The sequence below is a fragment of the Paraburkholderia aspalathi genome (assembly GCF_905220735.1).
Taxonomy (GTDB): domain Bacteria; phylum Pseudomonadota; class Gammaproteobacteria; order Burkholderiales; family Burkholderiaceae; genus Paraburkholderia; species Paraburkholderia aspalathi.
Genome location: NZ_CAJNBA010000001.1, coordinates 2,082,894 through 2,106,760, shown reverse-complemented (window position 1 = coordinate 2,106,760; position 23,867 = coordinate 2,082,894). Strand labels below are relative to the sequence as shown.

The 23,867-nt window shown below is 61.9% G+C and carries 20 protein-coding genes; 1 reads left to right on the top strand and 19 read right to left on the bottom strand.

Going from position 1 to position 23,867, the window contains the following annotated elements; translation table 11 throughout:
- Nucleotides 1–2: 2 nt before the first annotated feature.
- Nucleotides 3–752 carry an electron transfer flavoprotein subunit beta/FixA family protein gene (locus tag KHO30_RS09330; protein WP_211700654.1) on the bottom strand — a complete coding sequence of 250 codons (750 nt, stop codon included), beginning with the start codon at nucleotides 750–752 and terminating at the stop codon, nucleotides 3–5.
- 232 nt (nucleotides 753–984) lie between these two features.
- On the opposite strand from KHO30_RS09330, the gene KHO30_RS09325 reads away from it, so the two are divergent.
- Nucleotides 985–1,770: a glucose 1-dehydrogenase gene (locus KHO30_RS09325; protein ID WP_211700653.1), complete on the top strand. Its 786-nt coding sequence runs from the start codon at nucleotides 985–987 to the stop codon at nucleotides 1,768–1,770.
- 40 nt (nucleotides 1,771–1,810) lie between these two features.
- Here KHO30_RS09325 and KHO30_RS09320 read toward each other — a convergent pair whose 3' ends face one another.
- The 18 genes from KHO30_RS09320 to KHO30_RS09235 all read right to left on the bottom strand — a co-directional run bounded on the left by KHO30_RS09320 (nucleotide 1,811) and on the right by KHO30_RS09235 (nucleotide 23,832).
- On the bottom strand, nucleotides 1,811–4,279 hold the full coding sequence (locus KHO30_RS09320; RefSeq protein ID WP_211701011.1) for an efflux RND transporter permease subunit: 2,469 nt from the start codon (nucleotides 4,277–4,279) through the stop codon (nucleotides 1,811–1,813).
- Between the two features lie 21 nt (nucleotides 4,280–4,300).
- Nucleotides 4,301–5,380: a WD40/YVTN/BNR-like repeat-containing protein gene (locus tag KHO30_RS09315; protein WP_211700652.1), complete on the bottom strand. Its 1,080-nt coding sequence runs from the start codon at nucleotides 5,378–5,380 to the stop codon at nucleotides 4,301–4,303.
- Between the two features lie 95 nt (nucleotides 5,381–5,475).
- A complete protein-coding gene (locus tag KHO30_RS09310) occupies nucleotides 5,476–6,837 on the bottom strand; it encodes a DUF1329 domain-containing protein (protein ID WP_211700651.1) in 1,362 nt (453 codons plus the stop codon).
- Nucleotides 6,838–6,876: 39 nt separating this feature from the next.
- Nucleotides 6,877–8,520 carry a DUF1302 domain-containing protein gene (locus KHO30_RS09305; protein WP_211700650.1) on the bottom strand — a complete coding sequence of 548 codons (1,644 nt, stop codon included), beginning with the start codon at nucleotides 8,518–8,520 and terminating at the stop codon, nucleotides 6,877–6,879.
- Nucleotides 8,521–8,899: 379 nt separating this feature from the next.
- On the bottom strand, nucleotides 8,900–10,126 hold the full coding sequence (locus tag KHO30_RS09300) for a cytochrome P450 (protein WP_211700649.1): 1,227 nt from the start codon (nucleotides 10,124–10,126) through the stop codon (nucleotides 8,900–8,902).
- Between the two features lie 149 nt (nucleotides 10,127–10,275).
- Nucleotides 10,276–11,409 (bottom strand): acyl-CoA dehydrogenase family protein, encoded by a 1,134-nt coding sequence (locus KHO30_RS09295; protein ID WP_211700648.1) that lies wholly within the window; start codon nucleotides 11,407–11,409, stop codon nucleotides 10,276–10,278.
- Between the two features lie 9 nt (nucleotides 11,410–11,418).
- Nucleotides 11,419–12,636, bottom strand: a complete 1,218-nt coding sequence (locus KHO30_RS09290; RefSeq protein ID WP_211700647.1) for an acyl-CoA dehydrogenase family protein — start codon at nucleotides 12,634–12,636, stop codon at nucleotides 11,419–11,421.
- Between the two features lie 53 nt (nucleotides 12,637–12,689).
- Nucleotides 12,690–13,559: a MaoC/PaaZ C-terminal domain-containing protein gene (locus KHO30_RS09285; RefSeq protein WP_211700646.1), complete on the bottom strand. Its 870-nt coding sequence runs from the start codon at nucleotides 13,557–13,559 to the stop codon at nucleotides 12,690–12,692.
- Between the two features lie 30 nt (nucleotides 13,560–13,589).
- Entirely contained in the window at nucleotides 13,590–14,396 is an 807-nt protein-coding gene (locus KHO30_RS09280; protein ID WP_211700645.1) for an enoyl-CoA hydratase, read from the bottom strand.
- Nucleotides 14,397–14,421: 25 nt separating this feature from the next.
- Nucleotides 14,422–15,588: an acyl-CoA dehydrogenase family protein gene (locus tag KHO30_RS09275; RefSeq protein WP_211700644.1), complete on the bottom strand. Its 1,167-nt coding sequence runs from the start codon at nucleotides 15,586–15,588 to the stop codon at nucleotides 14,422–14,424.
- 34 nt (nucleotides 15,589–15,622) lie between these two features.
- A complete protein-coding gene (locus KHO30_RS09270) occupies nucleotides 15,623–16,777 on the bottom strand; it encodes an acyl-CoA dehydrogenase family protein (RefSeq protein WP_211700643.1) in 1,155 nt (384 codons plus the stop codon).
- A gap of 30 nt (nucleotides 16,778–16,807) precedes the next feature.
- Nucleotides 16,808–18,007 carry an acyl-CoA dehydrogenase family protein gene (locus KHO30_RS09265; protein WP_211700642.1) on the bottom strand — a complete coding sequence of 400 codons (1,200 nt, stop codon included), beginning with the start codon at nucleotides 18,005–18,007 and terminating at the stop codon, nucleotides 16,808–16,810.
- 71 nt (nucleotides 18,008–18,078) lie between these two features.
- Entirely contained in the window at nucleotides 18,079–19,221 is a 1,143-nt protein-coding gene (locus KHO30_RS09260) for a CaiB/BaiF CoA transferase family protein (protein ID WP_211700641.1), read from the bottom strand.
- A 2-nt stretch (nucleotides 19,222–19,223) separates the two neighbouring features.
- Nucleotides 19,224–20,078 (bottom strand): SDR family oxidoreductase, encoded by an 855-nt coding sequence (locus tag KHO30_RS09255; RefSeq protein ID WP_211700640.1) that lies wholly within the window; start codon nucleotides 20,076–20,078, stop codon nucleotides 19,224–19,226.
- 76 nt (nucleotides 20,079–20,154) lie between these two features.
- Nucleotides 20,155–20,997 (bottom strand): enoyl-CoA hydratase/isomerase family protein, encoded by an 843-nt coding sequence (locus tag KHO30_RS09250; protein ID WP_244863973.1) that lies wholly within the window; start codon nucleotides 20,995–20,997, stop codon nucleotides 20,155–20,157.
- Nucleotides 20,998–21,014: 17 nt separating this feature from the next.
- Nucleotides 21,015–21,821 (bottom strand): enoyl-CoA hydratase/isomerase family protein, encoded by an 807-nt coding sequence (locus KHO30_RS09245; protein ID WP_211700638.1) that lies wholly within the window; start codon nucleotides 21,819–21,821, stop codon nucleotides 21,015–21,017.
- A 12-nt stretch (nucleotides 21,822–21,833) separates the two neighbouring features.
- Nucleotides 21,834–22,634 (bottom strand): enoyl-CoA hydratase/isomerase family protein, encoded by an 801-nt coding sequence (locus tag KHO30_RS09240; RefSeq protein ID WP_211700637.1) that lies wholly within the window; start codon nucleotides 22,632–22,634, stop codon nucleotides 21,834–21,836.
- Between the two features lie 46 nt (nucleotides 22,635–22,680).
- On the bottom strand, nucleotides 22,681–23,832 hold the full coding sequence (locus KHO30_RS09235; protein ID WP_211700636.1) for a thiolase: 1,152 nt from the start codon (nucleotides 23,830–23,832) through the stop codon (nucleotides 22,681–22,683).
- Nucleotides 23,833–23,867: the final 35 nt, after the last annotated feature.

The window sequence follows — 23,867 nt, the reverse complement described above, 5'->3', positions numbered from 1 at the left end:
AGTCAGATCACCTTGGCTTCGTTGCGAAGTTTGTCGATCAACGTCGCGATGTCGGGCACCATCATCCCGCTCTTGCGCGCCGCCGGTTCGGTGACTTCGAGTACCGCAAGACGTGGCGCGACATCCACACCGAGTGCTTCAGGCGTCAGCGTGTCGAGCGGCTTCTTTTTCGCTTTCATGATGTTGGGCAGCGTCACATAGCGCGGACTATTCAGACGCAGATCCGTGGTGACAACGGCGGGCAGATCGAGCGCGACGCGTTCGAGCCCGCCGTCGATTTCGCGCGTCACGGTCAGCACGCCGTCCGCGATTTCCGTCTTGAAGGCGAAGGTGGCTTGCGGCCAACCGAGCAGTCCGGCGAGCTTCTGCCCCGTCTGACCGGCATCGTTATCGATGGCCTGCTTGCCGAGCAGTACCAGTTGCGGCGCTTCCCGTTCGACGATCGCTGCCATGAGCTTCGCAACCGCCAACGGCTGCAACTCTGCTGGCGTCTCGATCAGGATCGCCCGGTCGGCGCCCATGGCAAGCGCGGTGCGCAAGACTTCCTGCGACTGCGCGGTGCCGGCTGAAATCACGACGATCTCGGCGGCAACCCCTGCCTCTTTTAGCCGTACCGCCTCCTCCACCGCGATTTCATCGAACGGGTTCATGGCCATCTTCACGTTGACCAGATCGACGCCGGAGCCGTCGGATTTGACCCGGGGCTTCACGTTGTAATCGATAACACGCTTTACCGCGACCAGTATTTTCAATTGACGCTCCAGGCTATTTTCTGAACGATGTTCTATATTCTGAACCAACTCTTTTGCTGTTGTCAACGACAATGGCCTTTGCAGACCCTGCCCCGTGTAAACCCCGTTTCAAGGTCGCCGGAATATATCCATAATTTAGAACATCGTTCGTATTTTAAAATCCCGTGCAGATCGACTGACTGCGTGCTCTGCCGCAGGATCGCCGGCGGTAGCTCCTGGTAGAAACTCGCCCATGAAAATGTTTTCTCTCGATGGTCAGGTTGCGCTTGTCACTGGCGCTTCGCGCGGCCTAGGACTGGCGATGGCCAATGCGCTTGCGTGCGCCGGTGCAACGGTGGTGCTCGCAGCCCGGTCGCGCGCCGGTCTCGACACAGCCGCGGCGTCCATTCGTGCCGGCAGCAACGCTCTGATCGATGTCGAGCCATTCGATCTCGTCGATCAATCCGCCATCGAAGCCGCCGTGCAGAACGTTTTTGCGCGTCATGGAAGGATCGACGTCCTGCTGAACAACGCCGGCATCTGCGAGTGGAGCGACTTTCTACAATTGACACCGCAGATGTGGCACCGCACCATGGATATCAACGTGACCGCGGCATACCTGCTCGCGCGGCAAGTGTCGCCGTCGATGATCGAACGTGGGCACGGCCGCATCATCAATGTCGGCTCGTATGTTTCGGTACTCGGGCGCGAAAAGCTGCAAGCCTATGTAGCGAGCAAGCATGCCGTGGCCGGACTCACCAAGTCGCTCGGCGCCGAACTGGGGCGGCACGGAATCCGCTGTAACGGCATTTGCCCTGGTTACTTCATGACCGAGATGGCCGAACCTGTCACGTCGAATGCGCAAATGAAAGAGATCGTCCGCTCGCACATTTCCGTCGGACGCTGGGGGCGCCCGGAGGAACTCGGGGGCGCCGCGGTGTTCCTCGCCTCCGAGGCGAGCTCTTATATGAACGGCCAGATGCTGATGGTCGACGGCGGCGTTTCGGAGATTCTGAGCTTCCCGATGTCGGTGGTCTAGCCACGCGCAAAGTGGCCGGCGCTTCCGCGCCGCCGGACCTTCACGCGCCTTTCGAGTTCTCAGCGAGTGCTATCGCGCTACGTAACTCCGCGTGCCCAGGCCGCGACGATACCCCGCGCAACAGAAAGTGGGACAGCGACGGGATCAGAACCAGTGCGCCGATCATGTTGGTGACGAACATGAAGGTCAGCAGAATGCCCATGTCGGCCTGGAACTTGATCGGCGACCATGCCCACGTGACAACCCCGGCGGCCAGCGTGACACCCACCAGCGCCACCACCTTGCCGGTGAACTGGACCGCCCGGCGGTAGGCATCCCGCAGCGGCAAGCCGGCACGCTGATAGTTGAGCTGCACCGACAGCAGATAGAGCGCGTAATCGACACCGATGCCTACGCCAAGGGCGATCACAGGCAAGGTCGCCACCTTGACGCCGATGCCCAGCATCACCATCAACGCCTCGCATAGGACCGATGTGACGACGAGCGGCACCAGTGCGACGATGGCGGCGCGCCAGCTGCGGAACGTGATCAGGCAGAGCAGGACGACAGCCCCGTAGACCAGCAGCAGCATGCGTTCATTCGCTTCCTTGACGACGATGTTGGTCGCGGCATCGATACCCGCGGATCCGGCAGCCAGCAAAAATTGATGGCTTGCGTCCTTGTGCGCATCCGCAAAACGTTGCGCCGCGTCGAGCACGCGGGTCAGCGTGGCCGCCTTATGATCGGTCAGGTAGGCGATGATCGGCATCGTATTGCACGCTGCGCTGATCAGATCGGGACGATCAAGCAAAACCTGGAAGAGCGAGCGATTCAGAATCGCCGGTGTGCGATTGATCGTGAACCACTTCGGATAACCTTCATAGGCACCGGACGTCACGAGCCGGGTGAGAGACGCGGCCGAACTCGTGGTCTGCACGCCGCTCACATTTTGCAAGGCGATCTCGAAGCGATCGACATCCGCCAGCATCTGATAGTGATCCGCATCGCAATTGGGCAGTGACGATTTGCCGATCACCACGAACATGTCGCTCGACAGACCATAGTGGGCGTTGATGAAGGCATTGTCCCGGTTGTAGACCGAGTCCGCCCGCAATTCAGGGGCGCCCGCGTCGAGATCGCCGATCTGCAGACGCTGGCTGACCGCAAAGCCTCCCGCGGCCAGCAGCACGGTCACGGCGATCGCGCCCGATGCCCAGCGCCGTTCCGTGAAGCGGTCCAGCCAGTTCCACAGGCTCGCGACACGCGAGCGGCTGCCGGTTTCCGCGGCCTCTTCGATTAGCGTGCGCCGCGCGGCCGCGGGACTCACGCCCACATACGACAGCAACACCGGCAACAGAAGAAGATTGGTGAAGACCAGCACGCCCACGCCGATGCTGGCTGTCAGCGCCAGATCCTTGATGACCGGGATATCGATGATCGTCAGGACGGCGAAGCCCACCATGTCGGCCATGAGCGCGGTGAGACCCGCGAGAAAGAGCCGCCGGAAGGTGTAGCGCGCCGCCACATACTTATGCGTGCCGCGCCCGACGTCCTGCAGGATGCCGTTCATTTTCTGCGCACCATGCGACACGCCAATAGCGAATACCAGGAACGGCACCAACACCGAATAAGGATCGACGACGAGACCCAGCGTCGTGACGATACCGAGTTGCCAGAGGACCGCGACAAGCGAACACGCGACCACCAGAAACGTGCTGCGCGGGCACCGCGTATAAAAGAAAATCACGCCGAGCGCGATGGCCGCCGCAATGCCGAAATACGTCATCACCTGCTTCAGGCCGTCGATCAGGTCACCGATCAGCTTGGCGAAACCAACCACGTGGATGCGAATGTTGCCGTGCTGCTGCGTGCGCACCATGTCGTCGAGCAGATGCGAGAAGTGGGCATAGTTGATCGGCTTGCCCGCCGCGTCGCGCTCGAGCAGCGGCACCACGATCATGGTCGACTTCAGATCGTTGGCGACGAGCGAACCGGTGATGCCCGCGCGCGCGATATTGGTTCGCAGCGCGTCGATTGACGCCGGCGAGCCGTTGTACGTCGACGGCATGACCGGGCCACCCGCATAGCCCTTTTCGGTGACGATATTCCAGCGCACCGCCGGCATCCAGATCGATTTGACCCACGGCCGGTCGACGCCGGGCATCAGAAATACCGCGTCGTTGATCTTTCTCAGCGACTCCAGATACGCGGGGTCGTAAATGTCGCCCTGAGTATTCTCGATCACAATCCGCAAACTGTTGCCGAGCCCCTTCAGGTCGCCCTTGTTCGCCAGGTAGTTGCGGATATACGGGTTCGACTGCGGAATCATCTTTTCGAAGCTGGCATTGATCTGCAGCCCGGTCGCCACCTTGATGCCGAAAAAGACCGACAGCACGGCGCACAACAGAATCAGGACAAGTCGATGATTGAAAACCAGCCGCTCCAGCGCATTGCCGGACTTCGCGTCGAACGCACGGCGCTCCTTGACCACGGGCATGGAACTGATCTGCTCATTGTTCTTACCGGCCATCATGTGCTCCCTTTGCCGCGATCACTTGAGTACCCCGACGTTCTTTACGCCCCCGGCGCCCACTACCACGATGCCGCCGCGAGCGAGGCTCGTACCGTCCCAGAGCGACCACGCCTGACCCGCCGCATTCGCCGCACTGAAGCTGGCGCCGCCGTCCGTGCTGATCAGCACACGCCCATCCTGGCTGAACAACGCAAGCCGCCCGTCGGCAAGACGCGCACCGCCCAGCAGACTGGCCTCGCCGGGAATGCCGACCTTGGCCCAGGTCTGCCCGCCGTCCACGCTGCGCAGCGCATTGCCACGCAGGCCATAGAGAATCAGATTGTCAGGCGTGCCGAAGATGCCAAAAAAGCTGCCCTTGTACGGCACCGAGACCTTGACGAACTGTTGTGAGGTCTCGTCGAGGCGCATGACCAGTCCCTGTTCGCCGACCACATACAGCGCATTACCGATTCTGCGTATCGCATGCAGGTTCAGTGCGTCCTGTTCGTTTTCGGTGTGGTCGAACCACGGTGTCCAACTGGCCCCGCCATCGTCGGTTCTGAAGATGATATTGAATGAACCGATGATGAAGCCCGTGCGTTCGCTATCGAACCAGACCGACAGGAACGGCCGCCCCGGACCGTCGTTGACGAAGCGCCGCGCTTCCTCGAGTCCAGCCGCAACCTTCGCGTCCGACTGGTCCCGCTTCTGGTAATAGGCCAGCATCAAGGCGGCCGCCGACCGGCCGTCGAGTTGCTTCGTCCAGGTCGCGCCGCCGTCCGCGGTGTGCAAAACGATGCCGTCCTGACCGGTCGCCCAGCCCGCGCGCGGCGAAACGAAATACACCGAGACCAGATCCGAGCTCACCGGCGCGAAAACCTGGCGCCAGGTCCCGCCATTGTCGTCGGACAGGACGATCAGTCCGCGCAAACCGACCGCGACGAGCCGGTCTCCGGCATGGGCCACGGCAAGCAGCGGCGCGGTCTGCGCATGCGGGTTGGTCGTGGCCGGCGTGTCGATCGGATCGGCGAACGCGGCAAGCGCCGGCTGCGAAACGGTCAGCGCGAGGGTCAGCGCAAGCGCCGACACAGCCGCGTTCATAGAGGTACTCAGCATCATGTCTCCTTGTGCTCGCCTGATACTCGATGGCCGCACCGGAAGAAACCCGCTGCGGCCCTGTCTTTCGAGGCTATGCTGCCGGCCCGCGCGAGGTATCAGCGGATGCCAGTCGACTGCATTCGTTCAGGCGTGAAAAACCCGTTGGGAAAGTCCACGTTGAAGAAAATGCCGGAGGTGTCCGCAGGATGACTGCCCAGCAGATACACGCCACTGTTGAAGTCGAAGAACCAGTTGCCGAGTGAATACGGGACCTTGACATCGTAGGCCGGTACCGTATCGGCAAAGCCGCCTCGATATAGTTTGCCTGCCTGATCATAGGCGTCCATCATGCCACCGCCCAGATCCTCATCCGTATAGAGAATCTTTTTGCTGTACAGGTGCCGCGCACCGGGTTTGAGCGTCAGTTCAAGCACACGCACGCGGTGCAGCTCCCAGCGAATCAGGTTGGCATTGGGGAAATGCGGTGTCAGCATGTCCTTGTCCGAGGTCGCGTACTGCCACTTGTATCCGTTGTACGGAATGTACATTTCCTTGGTGCCGAGCATCTTGACCTTCCAACGATCGAGCTTGCCGTACATCAGTTGGATATCGTCCATCGTGATCACGCCCGAGTAACCTGGGTTAGGCGTATCGTAGGCGAGATCAGGAGCGACGCGCGTGCGGCGCTGGCCCGGCGAATACGACCAGCCCGGCCAGTCACGCGAACTCGCGGTGTAGTCCCAGAACAGCGATGTCTCACCCTTCAGGCGCGCGGGCGCGGCGTAATCGTTCATCACCTGGTACCACACGCCGTCAGACTTCTTGAATCCGTCCCGGCCGAGAGTGGGATCGTAGTACGGAAAATAGATGCTGCTTTTGAACGAGCCCGTCAGCACCGGGTTGCCCGAACTGTCCATCAGCCAGGTATTGACGAAGTTCTTTTGTTTGGTTCCGACGAAACGCATGATGTAATTCCAGAGCGCTTCCTCGCCGGTCTTCGCAATCGGGAAAGGAATACAGCCAAAGGCGCCTTCGATATCCTGTCCGCCGTTGGTCAACTTGGCCTGCACCGCATTGATCTTGCAATTTTCACCGTACCAGTCCGGAAACGATGCGCTGCGATGGGTCGGATAGACCATCATCTTGTAATCGGGAAAGCGCTTGAACAGTTCCTTGGACGACTCGCTCAGCTTGTCCGAGTATTCCTGCCAGTTCTGCGCGGTGATCGTCAGAATCGGCTTTTCGCCGGCAAACGGATCAAACCACTTGCCGCTATTAAGCTTGGATTCCGCAGGCGCCTTGGTGACTCCTCCGGTGTATGCCGGAATCTGTCCGTCCGTGCTGGCCGCGGCGTCTGCGCCGAACACTGTGAGCGTCGTGCCCAGCTTGGCGGCTTCTTCGGCCGATACGGAGGCGTGCACTGTGGAACCATAGGTGGCGGCGATCAGTACAGCCGTCACTAACCTTGGGATGTTCATTTGCGAATGTCCTCTGAAGTACCAGATAGCCGGCTTTGGTTAAAGCGTGGTCTGATAGGTGATCCCGATCCAGCCCTTGTCGGAATATGGCGCGCCGTTGACATTGGTCGCTGTTTTCTTCCAGTTGGTATAACCGGTGTAGGTGAGATTCACGATGTGCTTGTTGTAGATCGTGAATTGCAAGCCTACCTGGTAGATGTTGCTACCCTGGTTGCCACCATCGACAGTCAGCGTATTGCCGTGGATATTCCATTGTACGAACATCGGCAGGTCGAGATCGACGCCGGGAAACACCTGGTTCCAGTGCGGTGTGAACGACACGCCAAAGGTGTAGTAGTTTTTTGTCGCGCAACCCAGCGCGACCGCATCGGCTGCGTTCGTGCAAGCGGCAGAGTAGCCCGGCGCGTTGAAGTTCTGCGCACCCGAAGTCACCTTGAGCAGATGGGCCGCCGCGATTTCCATGGCGAGCGGCGCCTCGTTCCAGAGCGGTGTCTTGCCGAAATACGTGGTCGTGTTGAGCAGTGCGTGCAGCGTATCGCCGCGCGCGCCTTCGAGCGTGCCCGGTGTGCCGCTGCCGGCCGAAGCCAACGGCGTATTGCGGCGATACGACACTTCGGCGCCGACCGCCGTGCCGCCAATCTGGCTGTTCACGCCAAGACCCAGCAATTGGACCTTGTTTGCGTAGATATCCTCGGTCGTGAAATTGTTCGGATTGAACTGATCGAACCAGGGTGTCTTGTAGCTGAAGCGGCGATAGGTCAGCTCGACCGTACTCGAGAATTTTTCAAGGCGATACTTGGTTTCAACCCCGATGTCCCCCGTCTGCCCTTGCGGCCCCTTGACGTTGTAGATAGGAAAGTTCGGCCCCGCATACGCGGAGATCGGCGGGCCATAGTTGATGGAGTCCGAACCACCGAAATACGTGCCGCCTTCCGGGTAACGGTCGGGCGCCCATTCGAACGAGTAGTAGCCGCTCAATTGCATCCGTTCGGTCAACTGGGCCGACATGGCGACCTGCCCGGTCGGCAGCGACAGTTCCTTCAGCGATGCCCCGGGGCTTTGCGTCGCGGCAATCAGGTTTTGCGGAGCCTGCGATACCGCAACCGAGTTGACGCCGCCCACGCTGCCGATCAGCGACTGTCCCCAGATCTGCGCGAGGCGCCCTACCTTGATGTCAATCGGAACGGGGCCCGCGTTGACGGTGGTGAATCCGAACGCATCGCGCACCTCCGCCGACGGTCCGATGTAGTACTTCTTGATGTAGCTGGTGTAGTTATTCCCCGGGTAGTTCGCAACACTTTCGAGACCCGGCCCGCTCTTGTCCTTGCTCGAATAGGCTGCGTCGTACCAGCCCGCAACACTGAATCGGAAGCCGGTCGTCCCCTTGTACTTGAAGTCGAATTCGCTCGTCACGTCGAGCCGCGCGAGTATGGTCTGGTAGCGCCTGAAGGTGTTGTCGCCTTCGTCATAGCTCGGGTTGTTACCGATCGCCGGGTTAATGCCCTGAAGCCGCAACCCATAGTTCGCACGAACCGTCGTATCCAGATCCATCTCGATGTCCGGATTAGGCGTCGTAAACGTGAACGCCTGCGCTCCGTTCGCAAAACTGCCGCAAACCCCAACCAGCAACATCACTTCAAAACGACGCCGGTAAACGGCCCCGCCTTTGGAAATCCGATTCATTTTGTCTCCTCCGCGAGGACATTCACACGACTTCTATTCGTTGTATTTTTCGCGCCGACCTGCTTCCCACATTTCAAGTTCATCTAATACTTGAATGCTGTTCAAAATGATAAACACCGCGTAGTGGGGTGTCAATAGTGTTTTCCAGTAGAAATCGGGACCCTTGCACACCGGTGGACTGAGGTATTGAGCAGCCACCTGAGACGTTAGGAATCCGTCTAAAGTCACCCATGCGGGATCTATTCGCGCGGCTGGCGAATGGGGATAACGGCTGCGGCGGGCCCGTCACAACAGGACAAACAGACCTGCTGTGGTTGCCCACCTCGGGATGTCTGACGAAATGCGACCAGAGAGGCCGTCGATCGTCATCACATGGGGTTCACTTCACGTCCCAGACCAGCGGCAAGTGATAGAGCGTGCCGTTGACGCCGCCGTGCACACCGGCTTTGGCGCCGGGCTTGAGCGAAAAATCGGGGATGCGTTTGAGCCACTCCTGGAGGAACACCTTGATCTCGACGCGGGCGAGGAATGAGCCCGGACAACGATGCGCCCCATTGCCAAAGGTGGAATGAATCGGTGTCGGACGGTTGAAGTCGACTTCGAGCGGATTCTGGAACTTGCGCTCGTCCAGACCATGCAGGGTGGTCGGTATGACGATCATGTCGCCGGCTTTCATCTGCACGCCCTGGTATTCGAAGTCATGCGCGACCTGACGCCCCTGGTTGACCACCGGAAAGCGGCGCAACAACTCGTCTACCGCTTTCTGCGTCAACTCCGGGTGGTCGATCAGATGTTTGCGATGCGCGGGACTGCCCGCCAGGAAATTGGCGATGAAGCCCATCGCGGAGGCGACCGTATCGAGGCCGCCGATCAGGACGAGCCCACACAGCCCCTTAAGCTCCTGATCGCTAAGATCACGACCGTCAATCTTCGATTGAACGATCCGGCTGATCAGATCGTCGCCCGGGTTCGCCCGGCGCTCGGCGATTTTTACGCCGAGGTATTCGAAGATCGCGCCGAGCGCTTCAAGCTTCTGCCCGGAGGAAGCCGGCCGCACCATCTTGTCCGCCAGGCCCAGCAAATAGTCGCGATCTTCCGCGGGCAGCGCCACCATGTCCATGAAAATGCCGATGGGCAGATGTTGCGCGAACTCGGAGACGAACTCGCACTCGCCCCGCGAATAAAAGCCTTCGATCAGCTCGATTGTCATTTCGCGCGCCTTTTCTTCGAGCTTGCTGATCGCTTGCGGCATGAAAGCCGGCGCAATCAGCGCACGGTAGGCGGTGTGTTCGGGCGGGTCGAAAAAGATCGGCGGCAACGGCGCGTGATCGACCAACGGCACCGTCAATTGGCGCGACGAAAATTGCTCGTATTCCTTGAAGATGCGGTAGATGTCGTCACCGCGCGTCGCGATCCAGTGGCCGCCGTTACGCGGGGTCCAGAAGATGTCGGGCACGGCGGGGTCGTGCAGTTTCTTGAGCGCGAGATGATAGTCGTCGGCGGCGCCGGGCGGATTGTATATGTCGAAGTCGACCACCAGTTGCGTCGGCACGTGCGCGGGAATAGGCGCCACTTCAGGCGTCGCGCGTTGATTGCTCTCTGACATTCGATGTCTCCTTCGTGATTCCGGACCATCTGGCTGGCTCACACAATCGCCGTGCCGACAATTTTCTGAATGATGTTCACATATGTATCATACATTTTCTGCTACTGGAACAACATAAAAAAAGCGGGGCAAAAGCGCACGCCGCCGCGTTACAGGTGCGTCCCGTAGCGCTCGAGATGGTGCTCGGCATCACCCCATGTCATATCAATGCAGGTCAGCCGCTTGAAGTACCAGCCGACCGGAAGTTCTTCGGTCATGCCCATTCCGCCGTGCAACTGCACCGCCTGCTGGCCGACGAACCGCCCGCACCGGCCGATCAGGTTCTTGGCGGCGGACAGCGCCCGGCGCCGCTCGTCGGCATCCGCTCCGGCCAGCCGCGATGCGGCGAAGTACACCACCGAGCGGGCCTGCTCGACCGCAGTCAGGATGTCGGCCGCGCGATGCTGAAGCGCCTGGAACTCGCCGATGGGTCTGCCGAACTGGGTGCGCGTGCGCAGGTAGTCGTAGGTCATCTCGGCGAGCTTCGCCATGGTTCCAACCGCTTCGGCGCATAGCGCGAACAGCCCGTGGTCGACGGTCCATTCCAGCAGGCCATAGCCGTTGCCGATCACGCCCAGCACCGCTTCGGACTCGACCGATACGCCCGAGAAATACACTTCGGCGACCCGCTGCCTGTCCAGCGCCGGAAAACCTCTGAGCGTGACGCCCGGTGTCTTAGGGTCGATTGCGAACAGCGTGATGCCGGTGGTGTCGTCCTGCGCGCCGGAAGTCCGCGCCGACACCAGCAGCAGATCGGCGCTATCGCCGTGCAGGACCACGCCTTTGCGACCATCGATGACAAAACCCTCACTCGAAGGCCTGGCGGCCGTTGTTACGTTCGACAGATCGAATCGTGCGCCAGGCTCAAGCGTGGCCAACGCCGTTTTCAGCCGGCCAGCCGCAAGTTCGGGCAGCCAGCGCTTCTTTTGCGTATCGGTGCCCACATGGCTGATCAGCCTTGCGCCAAGCACCGCGGTCGAGAGATAAGGCTCGAGCACCAGAGCCCGACCCAACGCCTCCATCACAATCATGGTCTCTGCCACGCCCGCGTTCATCCCGCCGTATTCGTCCGGAACGTTGAGCGCGAGGAGACCCATATCGGCCAACGTGTTCCAATGCTGTTCGGACCAGCCGCGCGGCGTCGCCGATAGCTTGCGCCGCGCCTCGAATGAATATTCCTTCTCCACGAAGCGGCCCACCAGGTCGGCCAGCATCTGCTGCTCTTCAACGAGCGTGAAATCCATGACGTGTCCTCAGATGCCAAGCGCCAGTTTGGCGATGATATTTTTCTGAATCTCAGTCGAACCGCCGTAGATCGAGATCTTGCGCCAGTCCAGATAGTGCGGCGCCAGCGCGTTGAGCAGTTCGCCATGCGCCGTGGCATCCGCGCCTTCGCTCCAATCCGGCTCGAGCGCCTGCGGTACAAACGGCACCGCGTAGGGCCCCGCGCACGCCATGATCAGCTCGGTGAGTTCCTGCTGGATTTCCGAACCGCGGATTTTCAGCACCGAGGCCTCGGGTCCCAGCGGACGGCCGGTCGACTCGGCGGAAATCGCCCGCAACAACGACCATTCATGCGCGATCAGATCGATCTCGACCTTTGCGATCCGGTCGCGAAAGCGGATATCGTCGATCAGCGGCTTGCCGTGCTTCCGTTCAGTCCGCGCGATTTCCTTCAGCCGGAGCATGAAGCGTTTGCAGTTGCCGAGCCCCGCAATATTGGTGCGCTCGTGGCCGAGCAGATATTTGGCGATCGCCCAGCCACGATGCTCTTCGCCGACAAGATTGCCATCCGGCACTTCGACGTTTTCGAAGAACACCTCGTTGACGTCATGGCCGCCATCGAGCGTTCTGATCGGCCGCACGGTAATGCCGGGCGTCTTCATGTCGATCAGTAGAAACGAAATGCCTTCCTGCGGGCGGCCATCGCTGTGGGTGCGTACGAGACAGAAAATCCAGTTCGCCCACTGTGCAAACGAAGTCCAGATCTTCTGTCCATTGACGATATAGAACGGCTTGCCGTCGCGCGGAACGCACTCGGCGCGCATCTTCAACGAAGCGAGATCGGAGCCTGCGCCCGGCTCCGAATAGCCCTGACACCACCAGTCCTCCATCGACACGATGCGTGGCAGAAAATAGTCACGCTGCGCGGGCGTGCCGAATTTTTGCAGCACGGGCCCGACCATCGACAGACCGAACGGCATCTGACGCGGCGCACCTGCGGTAAAGCACTCTTCATCGAAGATATTGCGCTGCGTAGCGTTCCAGCCCGCGCCGCCGTATTCGACCGGCCACGCCGGCGCGCCCCAGCCATTGGCCGCGAGGATGCGCTGCCAGCGCACGTAGTCGTCGCGCGGCACGTGGCGGAAATTCAGCACGCGGTCGCGAATCTCCGTGGGTAGCCGGGCCGTCACAAACTCCCGCACCGATGCGCGAAAGACCTTATCGTCGTCACTTTCTCGCAAATCCATCAACCCTCTCCTTTGACGATGGGCGCGCCCTGGACCGCCAACCGGCCCCGCTCTCAGCCGATTTCGACAACGCCGTTGTTCAACACGACCACATCGCGTGCGTCGACGCGTGCCCGCACATGCACGCGTGTGTCGCTCTCGCGCCAGAACTGAAATCGGATGACCTCGCCGGGATAAACCGGCGAAGTCATCCGTAGCGCAAGCCGTCTGAGCCGCGCCGCGTCGTTTCCGGCCAGGGTGCGAATCGCGGCGTAGCCTGCCATGCCGTACGTCGCGAGGCCGTGCAGGATCGGTTGCCTGAAACCGGCCTTCGTAGCGACTTCAGGATCGGCATGCAGCGGATTCGAGTCGCCGGAAAGACGGTAGATCAGCGCCGCCTGCGCCGGGGTCCCAAACTCGAATTCGTGATCGGGTGTGCGCTCAGGAACGGCCGGCAAGGCTTCGGGCGGCGCATCGCTCTCGCCCGATTCCGCGCTGAAGCCGCCGTCGCCTCGCAGGAACGAGACCTGCCGAACTTCCGCGAGCCGCTCGCCGCTCGCCGCTTCGAACAGATCGCGCCTGAGTTCGACGATTGCGCCCTTGCCCGCGCCCTTATCGGAAACAAGGCTCACACGCGTCTTGCTGACGATGGTGGCGGCGGTCGGCATTGGACGGAGGAAGCGGACGTCCTGTTCGCCGTGCACCACCTTCAGATAGTCGACACCGGCGCGCGGGTCGCGCATCCACGATTTGGGCCACGCAAACGCCGCGGCACAGGTCGGCATCGGCTGCAGGTCTTTCTCGTAGACGTAGCGAAGTTGCGCCGCGTCGAGAGGATCGCCACCGATGCCAAGACCCAGCGCGTACAACATGACATCGCGTTCGGTGTAAGTGTGGGTGACGTCTTCGATTGGCCAGTTCTTGATGACTTCATACTTCAGCATGACTTTGCCCCATGGCGTATCGATCGCATATCAATCGTCGTTGAAATTCGGCTTGCGCTTCTCAAGGAAGCTCGCGATGCCTTCCTTATAGTCGTCGCACTGATTGGCAATCGGCATGTCCAGTCCGGCAGCCATGATCGCTTCATGGGGCGTCTGAAACGGCACCTCCCAGAGTTGCGCCTTCATGACGCGCATCGAGCGCGGCGAGCAGTTCTCCGCGAGATCTGCCGCATAGGCATAGGTCTCTTCCGCTAGCGTGCCAGACGGGAACGCACGGTTCACGAGCCCCATCCGCTCAGCCTCGACTCCCTTGATCTTGCGCGCCGACAGCAGCAGGTCGAGCGCCCTTGCGTGCCCGACGTGGTGCGAAAGTATCCACGCCATGCCATATTCGGCGGTCAACCCGCGACGTGCGAAAGCGGTGGTGATCGTGGCATCTTCAGCCGCGAAACGGATGTCGCAGAAGAGCGCGTGAATCAGGCCAATACCGACCGTCGCCCCATTGAGCATTGCGATCACGGGCTTCGGGATCGCCGGGTAATACGAACAGCGCGTTTGCCAGTCGGCGCGCTTGCGCATATCGAACGGACGCGGCAGCTTGGTCATCAGCGCATAGGGATCGCCGCCAAAGCTATGAATGTCGCCACCGGCGCAGAATGCCTTGCCCGCACCGGTGAAGACAATGACGCGTACGCCGCGATCGGCGCCCGCGGCCTGCATGGCGTCGTACACCTCGGTAGCCACCGTGTCGTTCCAGGTGTTCATCTGTTCGGGACGGTTCAGGGTGATCGTGGCGATCCGGTTCTTCACGTCGTACAGAATGGTCTCGTAGCCCATGGCTATCTCCCTCGATTGGCGGCGCTCAGAACGAACGTGGCATGTCCAGCACGTGTTCCGCGACGTAAGACAGAATCAGATTGGTCGAGATGGGCGCCACCTGATAAAGACGAGTTTCGCGGAATTTGCGCTCCACGTCGTATTCGCAGGCGAAGCCGAATCCTCCATGCGTCTGGAGGCACGCGTTGGCGGCCTTCCATGAAGCGGTAGCGGCGAGGTGCTTGGCCATGTTCGCTTCGGCGCCGCACGCCTCGTGGTTGTCGAACATCTCGCACGCCTTGTAGCGCATCAGATCCGCGGCCCGCACGTCGATATACGCTTCGGCGATGGGGAACTGGACACCCTGATTCATGCCGATGGGCCGGTCGAACACCTGGCGCTCCGACGCGTACTTCGATGCGCGATCGACGAACCAGTAGCCGTCGCCGATGCACTCGGCAGCAATCAAGGCGCGCTCCGCGTTCAGACCGTCAAGGATGTACCTGAAACCCTTGCCTTCCTCGCCAATCAGGTTCTCTTCGGGAATCTCGAGATTGTCGAAAAACAATTCGTTGGTTTCGTGATTGACCATGTTCGGAATCGGCCGTACGGTCAGACCGTTGCCGATCGCCTGATGCAGATCGACCAGAAAGCACGACAGGCCTTCGGATTTCTTTTTCACATCGGCGAGCGGCGTGGTGCGCGCCAGGAGGATCATCAAGTCCGAATGCTGCACGCGGGAGATCCACACCTTCTGCCCGTTGACCACATAGCGTCCGTCTTTCTTCACCGCCATGGTTTTCATTTTGGTGGTGTCCGTGCCGGTGGTCGGTTCGGTCACGGCCATCGACTGCAAACGCAGTTCTCCGCTGGCGATCTTCGGCAGGTACGCGCGCTTTTGCGCCTCGGAGCCATTACGCAGCAAGGTGTTCATGTTGTACATCTGGCCGTGGCAAAACCCGGAATTGCCACCGTTACGGTTGATCTCTTCCATGATCACGGACGCTTCGGCAAGGCCAAGCCCCGAGCCGCCGTATTCCTGCGGAATCAGCGCAGCCATCCAGCCCGCGCGCGTCAACGCATCGACGAACGCCTCCGGATAGACCCGCTCGTGGTCGACACGGCGCCAGTATTCGTCAGGAAATTGTTTCGACAGGTCGCGCAATGCATCGCGCAGGTCCCGGTACGGATCGGAGGTGGTGGGTCTGCTCATTGAAAGGATTCCTGTCACACGATGATGCGCGGGCTTACTGCGCCGCGTCGATCAGTCCGCCCGCGCTAGCGAGCTGGGTCAAATGATGTTCGGCGGCGCCGAACAGGATGTCGATCACGCTCAGGCGGCGCAGGTAGTGGCCGACCTTGCATTCCTCGGTCATGCCGATGCCGCCGTGAAGTTGCACGCCCTGCTGACCGACAAAGCGGCCGGCCCGGCCAATCTGCACTTTGGCCGCGGCCATGCTGCGCGTGCGCTCTGCGACATCCGGCTCCCCGCTCATCATGGTGGCGAACAGCGCCATGCTGCGTGCCTGTTCGACCATGACCAGCATGTCCACCGCGCGATGCTGCAAAGCCTGGAACGAGCCGATCGCGACGCCGAACTGCTTGCGCACCTTCAGGTACTCAACCGTTTCCTCGTGCGCGGCCGCCATCGAACCGACCGCTTCGGCACACAGCGCGGCGATCGCCTGCGCGACAACGGTCTCGATCAGTGGCAGCGCTTCGCCGGCCACGCCGATCACATCGTCGTCAGTGACACGCACGCCCGACAGATCGATATCCGCCGCGCGCAGCCTGTCCTGCGTCAGATATTCGCGGCGCGTCAGACCCGGCGCTTGCGCGTCGACCAGAAACAGCCCAATGCCGTCGCGGTCGCGGCGCGCGCCCGACACCCGTGCCGACACGACTAGCCGGTCCGCGCAGCCGCCGTGAACGACGATGCGCTTGGCGCCATCGAGTACCCAACCTGCGTTGTCGCGTCGCGCGGTGGTGGCGACGTCCGCCACGTCGTAGCGCGACTGCGGCTCGGCATGCGCCATGGCCAATAGCAGCGAACCGTCGGCGACTTGCGGCAGGATGGCCGCGCGTTGCGCAACGCTGCCACCCAGACGAATACAGCCGCCACCGAGCACCACCGTCGCCAGATAGGGCTCGACAACCAGCCCGCGGCCAAATGCCTCCATCACGATCATCGTTTCGACCGGGCCACAGCCGCTGCCGCCGAAGCCCTCATCGAAGGTGAGGCCCAGCAAGCCCATGTCCGCGTAACGACTCCATTGCGCGCGGCTGAAGCCGTCCGGTTCCGCGAGATAACGCGCGCGCTGTTCAAAGCCGTACTCGTCCTTCACGAGCCGGTCGACGCTGTCCTTGAGCATGCGTTGCTCGTCAGTCAGATCAAAGTCCATGGTCGGTGCGTCTCCTCGTTCGATTGGCGCTCACAGTCCGAGAACGGACTTGGCGAGGATGTTCTTCTGAATCTCGTTCGATCCGCCCACAATCGAAACGTGACGCGCAAAATAGTGATTCGGCGCGATGGTCAGCGCCCAGTCGGGCTGGCGAAGCGGATCGCTCAAACCGCGCAGAAAGTCGAGGTCGAGCGGCAGCGCGTCGGGGCCGGCCACTTCCAGGAGCAGTTCAGCCGAGAGCTGCTGCAGTTCGGAGCCCTTGATTTTCAGGATCGACGTCTTGGGATCCGGCACGTGACTGTCACGCGCGGCACTTTCGGCGATCACCCGCATCTGGGTGATTTCCAGCGCCTTCAGTTCAACTTCGACCGCCGCGACGCGTTCGCGAAACTGCAGGTTGTCCCACAGCACACCGTCGCCACTCGGCACACGTTTAGCAAGATCTTTGGCGTGCCGGATCCGCATCTTCGACACGCCTACCCGCGCAATCCCGCTGCGCTCGTTACCGAGCAGATACTTGGCATAATCCCAGCCCCGGTTTTCTTCACCGATCCGGTTTGCCACGGGTACGCGCACGTTGTCGAAGAACACCTCATTGGTTTCGTGAAAGCCGTCGATGGTGATGATCGGGCGCACCGTCAAGCCGGGCGTCTTCATATCGATCAGCAGGTAGGTAATGCCCTGCTGTTTTTTGCCGCTCGCGTCGGTACGCACGAGGCAGAACATCCAGTCCGCGTGATGAGCGGTCGAGGTCCACAGTTTCTGGCCGTTGATCACATAGTGGTCGCCCTCGCGAACCGCCTGCGTGCGCAATGCCGCCAGGTCCGACCCCGCTCCCGGTTCCGAAAAACCCTGGCAGAACCAGTATTCGAGGCTCGCGATGCGCGGCAGGAAATCGCGCTTCTGCTCGTCGCTGCCGAAAGCGATCAGCACAGGGCCGATCATGTTCACGTTGAACGACAGCGGCTCGGGAGCCGGCGCCATATGCAGCTCTTCCTTGAAGATGTACTGCTGCACCGCGCTCCAGCCCGTTCCACCCCACGCCTTGTCCCACGCGGGGGTCGCCCAGCCGCGCTCGTACAAAATGCGCTGCCAGCAGCGCAGGTCAGCTGCGGCATAACGCTGACCCAGCGCTGCCTTGCGGCGGATGTCTTGCGGCAATGCTTCCTTGAAAAAGGCTCTCACCTCATCGCGGAATGCCAGCTCTTCATCGGTGTATCGCAGATCCATGAGTGTCTCGTCTCGATTCGCTGCCGCAACGCGCGCGGCCGTCCATGCTTTTTGTCCCGCTCGTTGGCTTCTCAGGCCAACGTTCCTGCTTTTTTCAGGTCATTGATTTTGTGGGCGTCGAGCCAGACAGACAGCGCGGCGTCCAGCGTTGCCGGATCAGGTGCTTCGGGCGGCGTCGGCATCGCGGGCACGGTGGCCGAAAAACGCGGCGCGGGCGCGGGCTGCACGATCCCGTCAACTTCGATAAAGGTTCCGCGCGCTTTCAGATGCGGATGGTCAGGCGCTTCGATCCACGACAGCACTGGTGCGAAACACGCATCGGAATGTTCCAGCAAGGTGGTCCACTGCGCGCGGTCGCGGGTCCTGAACTTGAGCGCGAACAGGGCGCGCGCGGCCGGCCAGTTACTCTGGTCGAGCTGGGCGCCAAGCGTATCCGGAGAAATATCGAGCAAGCGCAGCAGTTCCAGATAGAACTTGTCCTCGATCGGGCCCACCGTGATCCACTTGCCGTCGGCGCATTCGTAGACATCGTAGAAATGCGAACCCGAATCGGTGATATTGGCGCCGCGCTGGTCACGCCAGATGCCCGCGGCCTGCATGCCGAAAAAGGTCGTGGCCAGATTCGCCGTGCCGTCGACGATCGCCGCATCCACCACCTGGCCCGCACCACCATTGCGAGCGTGCAGGATGGCGGCAAGCAGGCCCATCGCCAGATACAGCGAGCCGCCCGCGTAGTCGCCGATCAGGTTCAAGGGTATCGAGGGCGCCTGGCCGGATCGGCCGATTGCGTTCAGCACGCCCGTGATCGCGATGTAGTTCAAATCGTGGCCTGCATACTGCGCAAGCGGCCCCTCCTGCCCCCAACCCGTCATGCGTCCATAGACCAGCTTCGGATTGCGCGCCAGACACGCTTGCGGACCGAGTCCCAGGCGCTCGGTCACGCCAGGGCGGAAGCCTTCGATCAAGGCGTCGGCGCCTTCCACCAGCGTCAGCACGAGTTCGATCGCGGCGGAGTCCTTCAGGTCGAGCGCAATCGTCTTGCGGTTGCGCAGCAGCAGGTTGTAGCGCACAGGACGCTCGATGCCGAGCTTGACCGGTTGCCGCCGGTCGATGCGCAACACCGTCGCACCGAGGTCCGCAAGCAGCATTGCGCACATCGGGCCCGGCCCGATGCCGGCCAGCTCGACGATCTTGACGCCAGCGAGCGGCCCCATGCTCAGCTTTTCCTCGCGTGGGCACGCATGGCGTCCCACTGTTCGTCGCTCCAGTCCTGCATCGCGCGGAAACTGGGACCGCCTACGCCCTGCATCCAGCGGCCGCCGTCGATCACGATCATGTCGCCCGTGATATAGCCGGAACCATCGGAGGCCAGGTACGCGTACAGATCGGCAAGCTCGGCATGCTCGCCGAAGCGCCGCAATGGCACGCTGCGATCCTGCGATTCGACCTGTGAGCCAGGCGGATAGAGTTGTTCCCACGCGCCTTCGGTTGGAAAGAGACCCGGCGCCACGGCGTTCAGACGAATCCCCTTTGGCCCCCATTCGACCGCGAGACTGCGCGTCATGGCGAGCACGCCGGCCTTGGCCGCCGCCGACGGCACGGTGAAAGCCGAACCGGTCATGGTGGGTGTCGAGACCGTGCTGATCACGTTGCCTTTGCGTCCAGCCGCGATCCAGCGTTTCCCCGCGGCGATCGTGCAGTAGAAGCTGCCGTGCAGCACGATGCCGAGCACCGCATCGACCGCGCGCGCCGACAGCGTTTCGGTCCGCGCGATGAAATTGGCCGCGGCGTTGTTGAGCAGCAGGTCGAGCGGGCCGGCGCTCCAGATCGTGTCCATCATCGCCTCGACCGACTCGGCGCTCCGCACGTCGGCGGTGATCGAGGTGACGCGCGCACCGCTAATCGCGGCGCGAAATTCGTCGGCCGTGGCGTCGAGCACTTCCTTGCGGCGCCCGCAAATCACCAGCTCGGCGCCGAGTTCCAGATAGCGCCGGCCAATGCTTTTGCCGAGGCCCGTGCCGCCGCCGGTGATCAGAATCTTTTTGTTCCTGAGTAGATCGGGTGTGAACATGGTCGGTGTACGTCCGTAAAATCCAGGGTCAGAAAACAACGCGCGACAAGACGAAGCGGCACAAGCGCCGTGACGCTCAGGTGCCGGTAAACACGGGTTTGCGTTTCTCCATGAATGCCGCCACGGCTTCAGTGTGGTCGCTGGTTTGCCGTGTCAATGGATTCAGATCGACTTCCAGCCGCCACGCGTCTTCAATCGAATTGCCTGCGTTGACCAGGCTCGCCTTGAGCAGCGCCAGCGTAACGGGCGGATAGCTCGCAAAGCGCGCAGCCTGCCGGATCGCTGCATCGAGCGCGCCGCCCGGTTCCGTGGTCTGATTGACAAGGCCGATGCGCTGCGCCGTGGCCGCGTCGAACACGTCCGCTTTCAGCATCAATTCGCGCGCCTTGCCGCCGCCGACCTTCTGCGGCAGCGTCCACAAGAGGCCGGTGTCGGGCAGCAAGCCCACCTTGGTGAACGCACAGCAGTATTTCGCCGCACTGCTGCTTACCGCGAGATCGCACGCGGCAGCCAGTGATAGACCGGCGCCGAAGCACGTGCCCTCGACCGCCGCGACAACCGGTTTGGTACCGGTGTAGATCAAGCGGAACAGACGCACGCCGACGGCAATGCGCTCGCGTAGTTCAAGCAGCGTCGGCGTGGCAGCCTGCATTTCGGACAGGTCGCCGCCCGCGCAGAAATGACCCTCTGAGCCGGTCAGCACGATCGCGCGCGTGGCCGCATCCTCGTGAAAGAGGCGCTGGAACACATCGATCAGCGCGACACGCATCGCCATCGAAAAAGCATTGCGGCGTTGCGGATAGTTCATCGTGACAACCGCCACGTCGCCCTCGTGGCGCACCTGCACGAGATCGTTCAGTTCGTCCGTGGCCGTTACGCCATCCACGCCGATCGGCGCTTCATTTCGCTCGACATTCATCGGAGACGCTCCAATGTTCATTGGCCGGTAAACACCGGCGTGCTCTTGTCGAAAAACGCCTGACATGCAGCCTGATGATCTTTGGACTGCCGCAGTAGCGGCTGATAGTCGATCTCGGCACGCAACGCCGCGTCCATGGTGGTGGCGCCGTCGGTCAGGGCTGCCTTGAGCAGCGCCACGCCAAGCGGCGGATGAGCGGCGAGCCCGCGGGCCACTTCGATCGCCGCGGCGCGTGCGGCGCCCGGTTCGACGACCTCGTTCGCGAGACCGATCTCACCTGCCCTCACGCCATCGATCTCCGTCGCGAGCGACAGCATTTCTCGCGCGTGCGCCATGCCGATTTTTTCCGGAAGCGTCCACAGAATGCCGGTGTCGGGGATCAGCCCGACCCGCAGAAACGCCGCGCAGAAGCGTGCATTCGACGCCGCCACCACGTAATCGGTTGCCACCGCCAGCGACAACCCCGCGCCGAACGCCACACCTTCGACAGCGGCCACAACCGGCTTCGCGCCCGCCAGCATGTCGCGCACGACGACACACGATTCAGCCAGAATTTCGCGGCTTTGCAGAATGGTCCGCTGCGTCATTTCGGAGATATCGGCGCCGGCGCAGAAGTGCTCGCCCGCACCGGTGAGCACAATGGCGCGCGATTCGGGATCGGCCGTCAGCAGGCGATGCATCGTGTCGCGCAATAACTGACGCATCTGCCGCCCCATCGCATTGCGGCGGCCGGGATTGTTCAACGTGACGATGGCCACGAGGCCGTCCCGGGTCACCTCGATCGATGCGGGCGCGTTGCTCTTGTCCGTATGCTTTTCGCTCATGGTGTGCTCCCCCTAGTCGGCCACGAATACCGGTTTGCGCTTTTCCATGAAGGCGCTGACCGCCTCCCGGTGCTCACGGCTGCGGCGCAGGATGGGCTGCAGATCGACTTCGGTTTCGATCGCCTGGTCGAGTGTGCGGATACCGGTTGCCAGCGCCGCTTTGAGATGCGCCGTGGCCACCGCCGGAAGCGCCGCGTACTGATTGGCGATTTCCAGCGCGGCGGCAAGCGCCTGTCCCGGCTCGACGAGCCGATTGGCAAAACCGATCTGCAGGGCTTCCGTACCGTCGAATTCGCGGGCGCTCAGCATCAGCTCACGCGCCCGTCCACCGCCGACACGTTGCGCGAGGGACCAGTAAAGCCCCGTATCCGGCATCAAGCCGACCTTGACGAACGCGCTCGCATAACGCGCCGCCGATGAGCTGACCACCATGTCGCACGCAGCGGCGAGCGAAAGGCCTGCGCCAAGCGCAAAACCCTCGACGGCAGCGACGATGGCCTTCGGCCCCGACACCATCAGCTCGAAGATTGCGAGCGGCAACTGGTTGCGCTCGCGGTATTCGAGCACTTTGCGCGGCTTCATCTCCGAGATGTCACCGCCCGCGCAGAACGTGTTGCCGGCGCCCGTCAGCACGATCGCCCGGCAACCGTCCTCGTGGTGCATCAGGTGATGCAGGCGCTCATACAGCGTCTCGCGCATCTTCAGCGAAAACGCGTTGCGCCGTTCTGGGTAGTTCAGGGTGACGATTGCTATCGCCCCGTCATGCCGGACCTGCACGATCTGTGTCGCGTCTTCGGTGGTCTGTTCGCTCATCTGTCTGTCTCCTTTCGACCCGGCATCGCCGCCCGGATGGCGCCTGTCAAAGCGTCTCTTCAGTACCGAGAATCACGGTAGCCTGACTCGACAATACGCCGCCATTGCCGTGCGCGACGGCAAGCCGCGCGCCCGGCACCTGGCGCTCGCCGGCACGCCCCGTCAACTGGCGCATCGCTTCTTCCATGAGAAACAAACCGTACATGCCGGGATGCACGCACGACAAGCCGCCGCCATTCGTATTGACCGCCAGCCGCCCACCAGGCGCGATCGCACCGTCGGCAACGAATCGGCCGCCCTCGCCCTTCGGACAAAAGCCAAGATCTTCGAGAAACAGAATGGTGTTGATGGTGAACGCGTCGTACAGCATCGCGACGTCGATATCGCCGGCGCCGACGCCGGCCATCTCATACGCGCGTCGCCCGGATTCCCTCGCCGCCGTCACGGTCAGGTCGGGCATGCTCGCGATTTCGCGATGCGACGTGGCCGACGCCGCGCCAAGCAGATAGACCGGCTTGGCGGTCAGGTCGCGCGCCCGTTCGGCACGCACCATCACGATCGCGGCGGCGCCGTCGGTCACGAGACAACAATCGCGCACGGAAAGCGGATCGGATACGAGGCGCGCGCCCAGCACGTCGTCGATCGACAAAGGTGTACGCACGAAGGCTTCAGGGTTGAGCTGGGCCCAACGACGCGCCGCCACCGCCACTTCGGCGAGATCCCTGCGGGTCGTGCCGAACTGGTGCATATGGCGGGCCGCAGCCAGCGCATACGACGACACCGGGTTCATCGGCTTATAGGGACTCTCCCACGGCGACGGACGCGACGACTGCACCAGCTTGCCCGCCCCGCTGCGCTGATTGCTGCCATAAGCGATCAGTGCGACATCGATCTGGCCCGTCACCAGCGCCATGGCCGCCGTATGCGCATAGATCTCGAATGCCGAGCCGCCGCTGCGGTTGTTATCGGTGAACTTCGGGTGGATGCCGAGGTATTCGGCGAATGTCAGGCCCGACAACATGTCGTCAGGCATGCAAACGAACAGGCCGTCGACATCGCCCGGCGACAAGCCGATCTGCGCCAGCGCATCGACCGATGCCCGCGCTGCGAGATCCAGCGAGGACATTCCAGGCGCTTCGCCGATTCCGTATGTCGCGCCGGCCACCAGTGCGGTGCGGCCACGTAAGTTGAATTCCATGCGATCTGTCTCTCGTCGGTGCAGCACGCGCATTT

What these genes read in the sequence shown, in the direction of transcription:
- KHO30_RS09325 (WP_211700653.1), top strand. Translation starts at nt 985, where the DNA reads ATGAAAATGTTTTCTCTCGATGGTCAGGTTGCGCTTGTCACTGGCGCT.
- KHO30_RS09320 (WP_211701011.1), bottom strand. Translation starts at nt 4,279, where the DNA reads ATGGCCGGTAAGAACAATGAGCAGATCAGTTCCATGCCCGTGGTCAAG.
- KHO30_RS09315 (WP_211700652.1), bottom strand. Translation starts at nt 5,380, where the DNA reads ATGATGCTGAGTACCTCTATGAACGCGGCTGTGTCGGCGCTTGCGCTG.
- KHO30_RS09310 (WP_211700651.1), bottom strand. Translation starts at nt 6,837, where the DNA reads ATGAACATCCCAAGGTTAGTGACGGCTGTACTGATCGCCGCCACCTAT.
- KHO30_RS09305 (WP_211700650.1), bottom strand. Translation starts at nt 8,520, where the DNA reads ATGAATCGGATTTCCAAAGGCGGGGCCGTTTACCGGCGTCGTTTTGAA.
- KHO30_RS09300 (WP_211700649.1), bottom strand. Translation starts at nt 10,126, where the DNA reads ATGTCAGAGAGCAATCAACGCGCGACGCCTGAAGTGGCGCCTATTCCC.
- KHO30_RS09295 (WP_211700648.1), bottom strand. Translation starts at nt 11,409, where the DNA reads ATGGATTTCACGCTCGTTGAAGAGCAGCAGATGCTGGCCGACCTGGTG.
- KHO30_RS09290 (WP_211700647.1), bottom strand. Translation starts at nt 12,636, where the DNA reads ATGGATTTGCGAGAAAGTGACGACGATAAGGTCTTTCGCGCATCGGTG.
- KHO30_RS09285 (WP_211700646.1), bottom strand. Translation starts at nt 13,559, where the DNA reads ATGCTGAAGTATGAAGTCATCAAGAACTGGCCAATCGAAGACGTCACC.
- KHO30_RS09280 (WP_211700645.1), bottom strand. Translation starts at nt 14,396, where the DNA reads ATGGGCTACGAGACCATTCTGTACGACGTGAAGAACCGGATCGCCACG.
- KHO30_RS09275 (WP_211700644.1), bottom strand. Translation starts at nt 15,588, where the DNA reads ATGAGCAGACCCACCACCTCCGATCCGTACCGGGACCTGCGCGATGCA.
- KHO30_RS09270 (WP_211700643.1), bottom strand. Translation starts at nt 16,777, where the DNA reads ATGGACTTTGATCTGACTGACGAGCAACGCATGCTCAAGGACAGCGTC.
- KHO30_RS09265 (WP_211700642.1), bottom strand. Translation starts at nt 18,007, where the DNA reads ATGGATCTGCGATACACCGATGAAGAGCTGGCATTCCGCGATGAGGTG.
- KHO30_RS09260 (WP_211700641.1), bottom strand. Translation starts at nt 19,221, where the DNA reads ATGGGGCCGCTCGCTGGCGTCAAGATCGTCGAGCTGGCCGGCATCGGG.
- KHO30_RS09255 (WP_211700640.1), bottom strand. Translation starts at nt 20,078, where the DNA reads ATGTTCACACCCGATCTACTCAGGAACAAAAAGATTCTGATCACCGGC.
- KHO30_RS09250 (WP_244863973.1), bottom strand. Translation starts at nt 20,997, where the DNA reads ATGAATGTCGAGCGAAATGAAGCGCCGATCGGCGTGGATGGCGTAACG.
- KHO30_RS09245 (WP_211700638.1), bottom strand. Translation starts at nt 21,821, where the DNA reads ATGAGCGAAAAGCATACGGACAAGAGCAACGCGCCCGCATCGATCGAG.
- KHO30_RS09240 (WP_211700637.1), bottom strand. Translation starts at nt 22,634, where the DNA reads ATGAGCGAACAGACCACCGAAGACGCGACACAGATCGTGCAGGTCCGG.
- KHO30_RS09235 (WP_211700636.1), bottom strand. Translation starts at nt 23,832, where the DNA reads ATGGAATTCAACTTACGTGGCCGCACCGCACTGGTGGCCGGCGCGACA.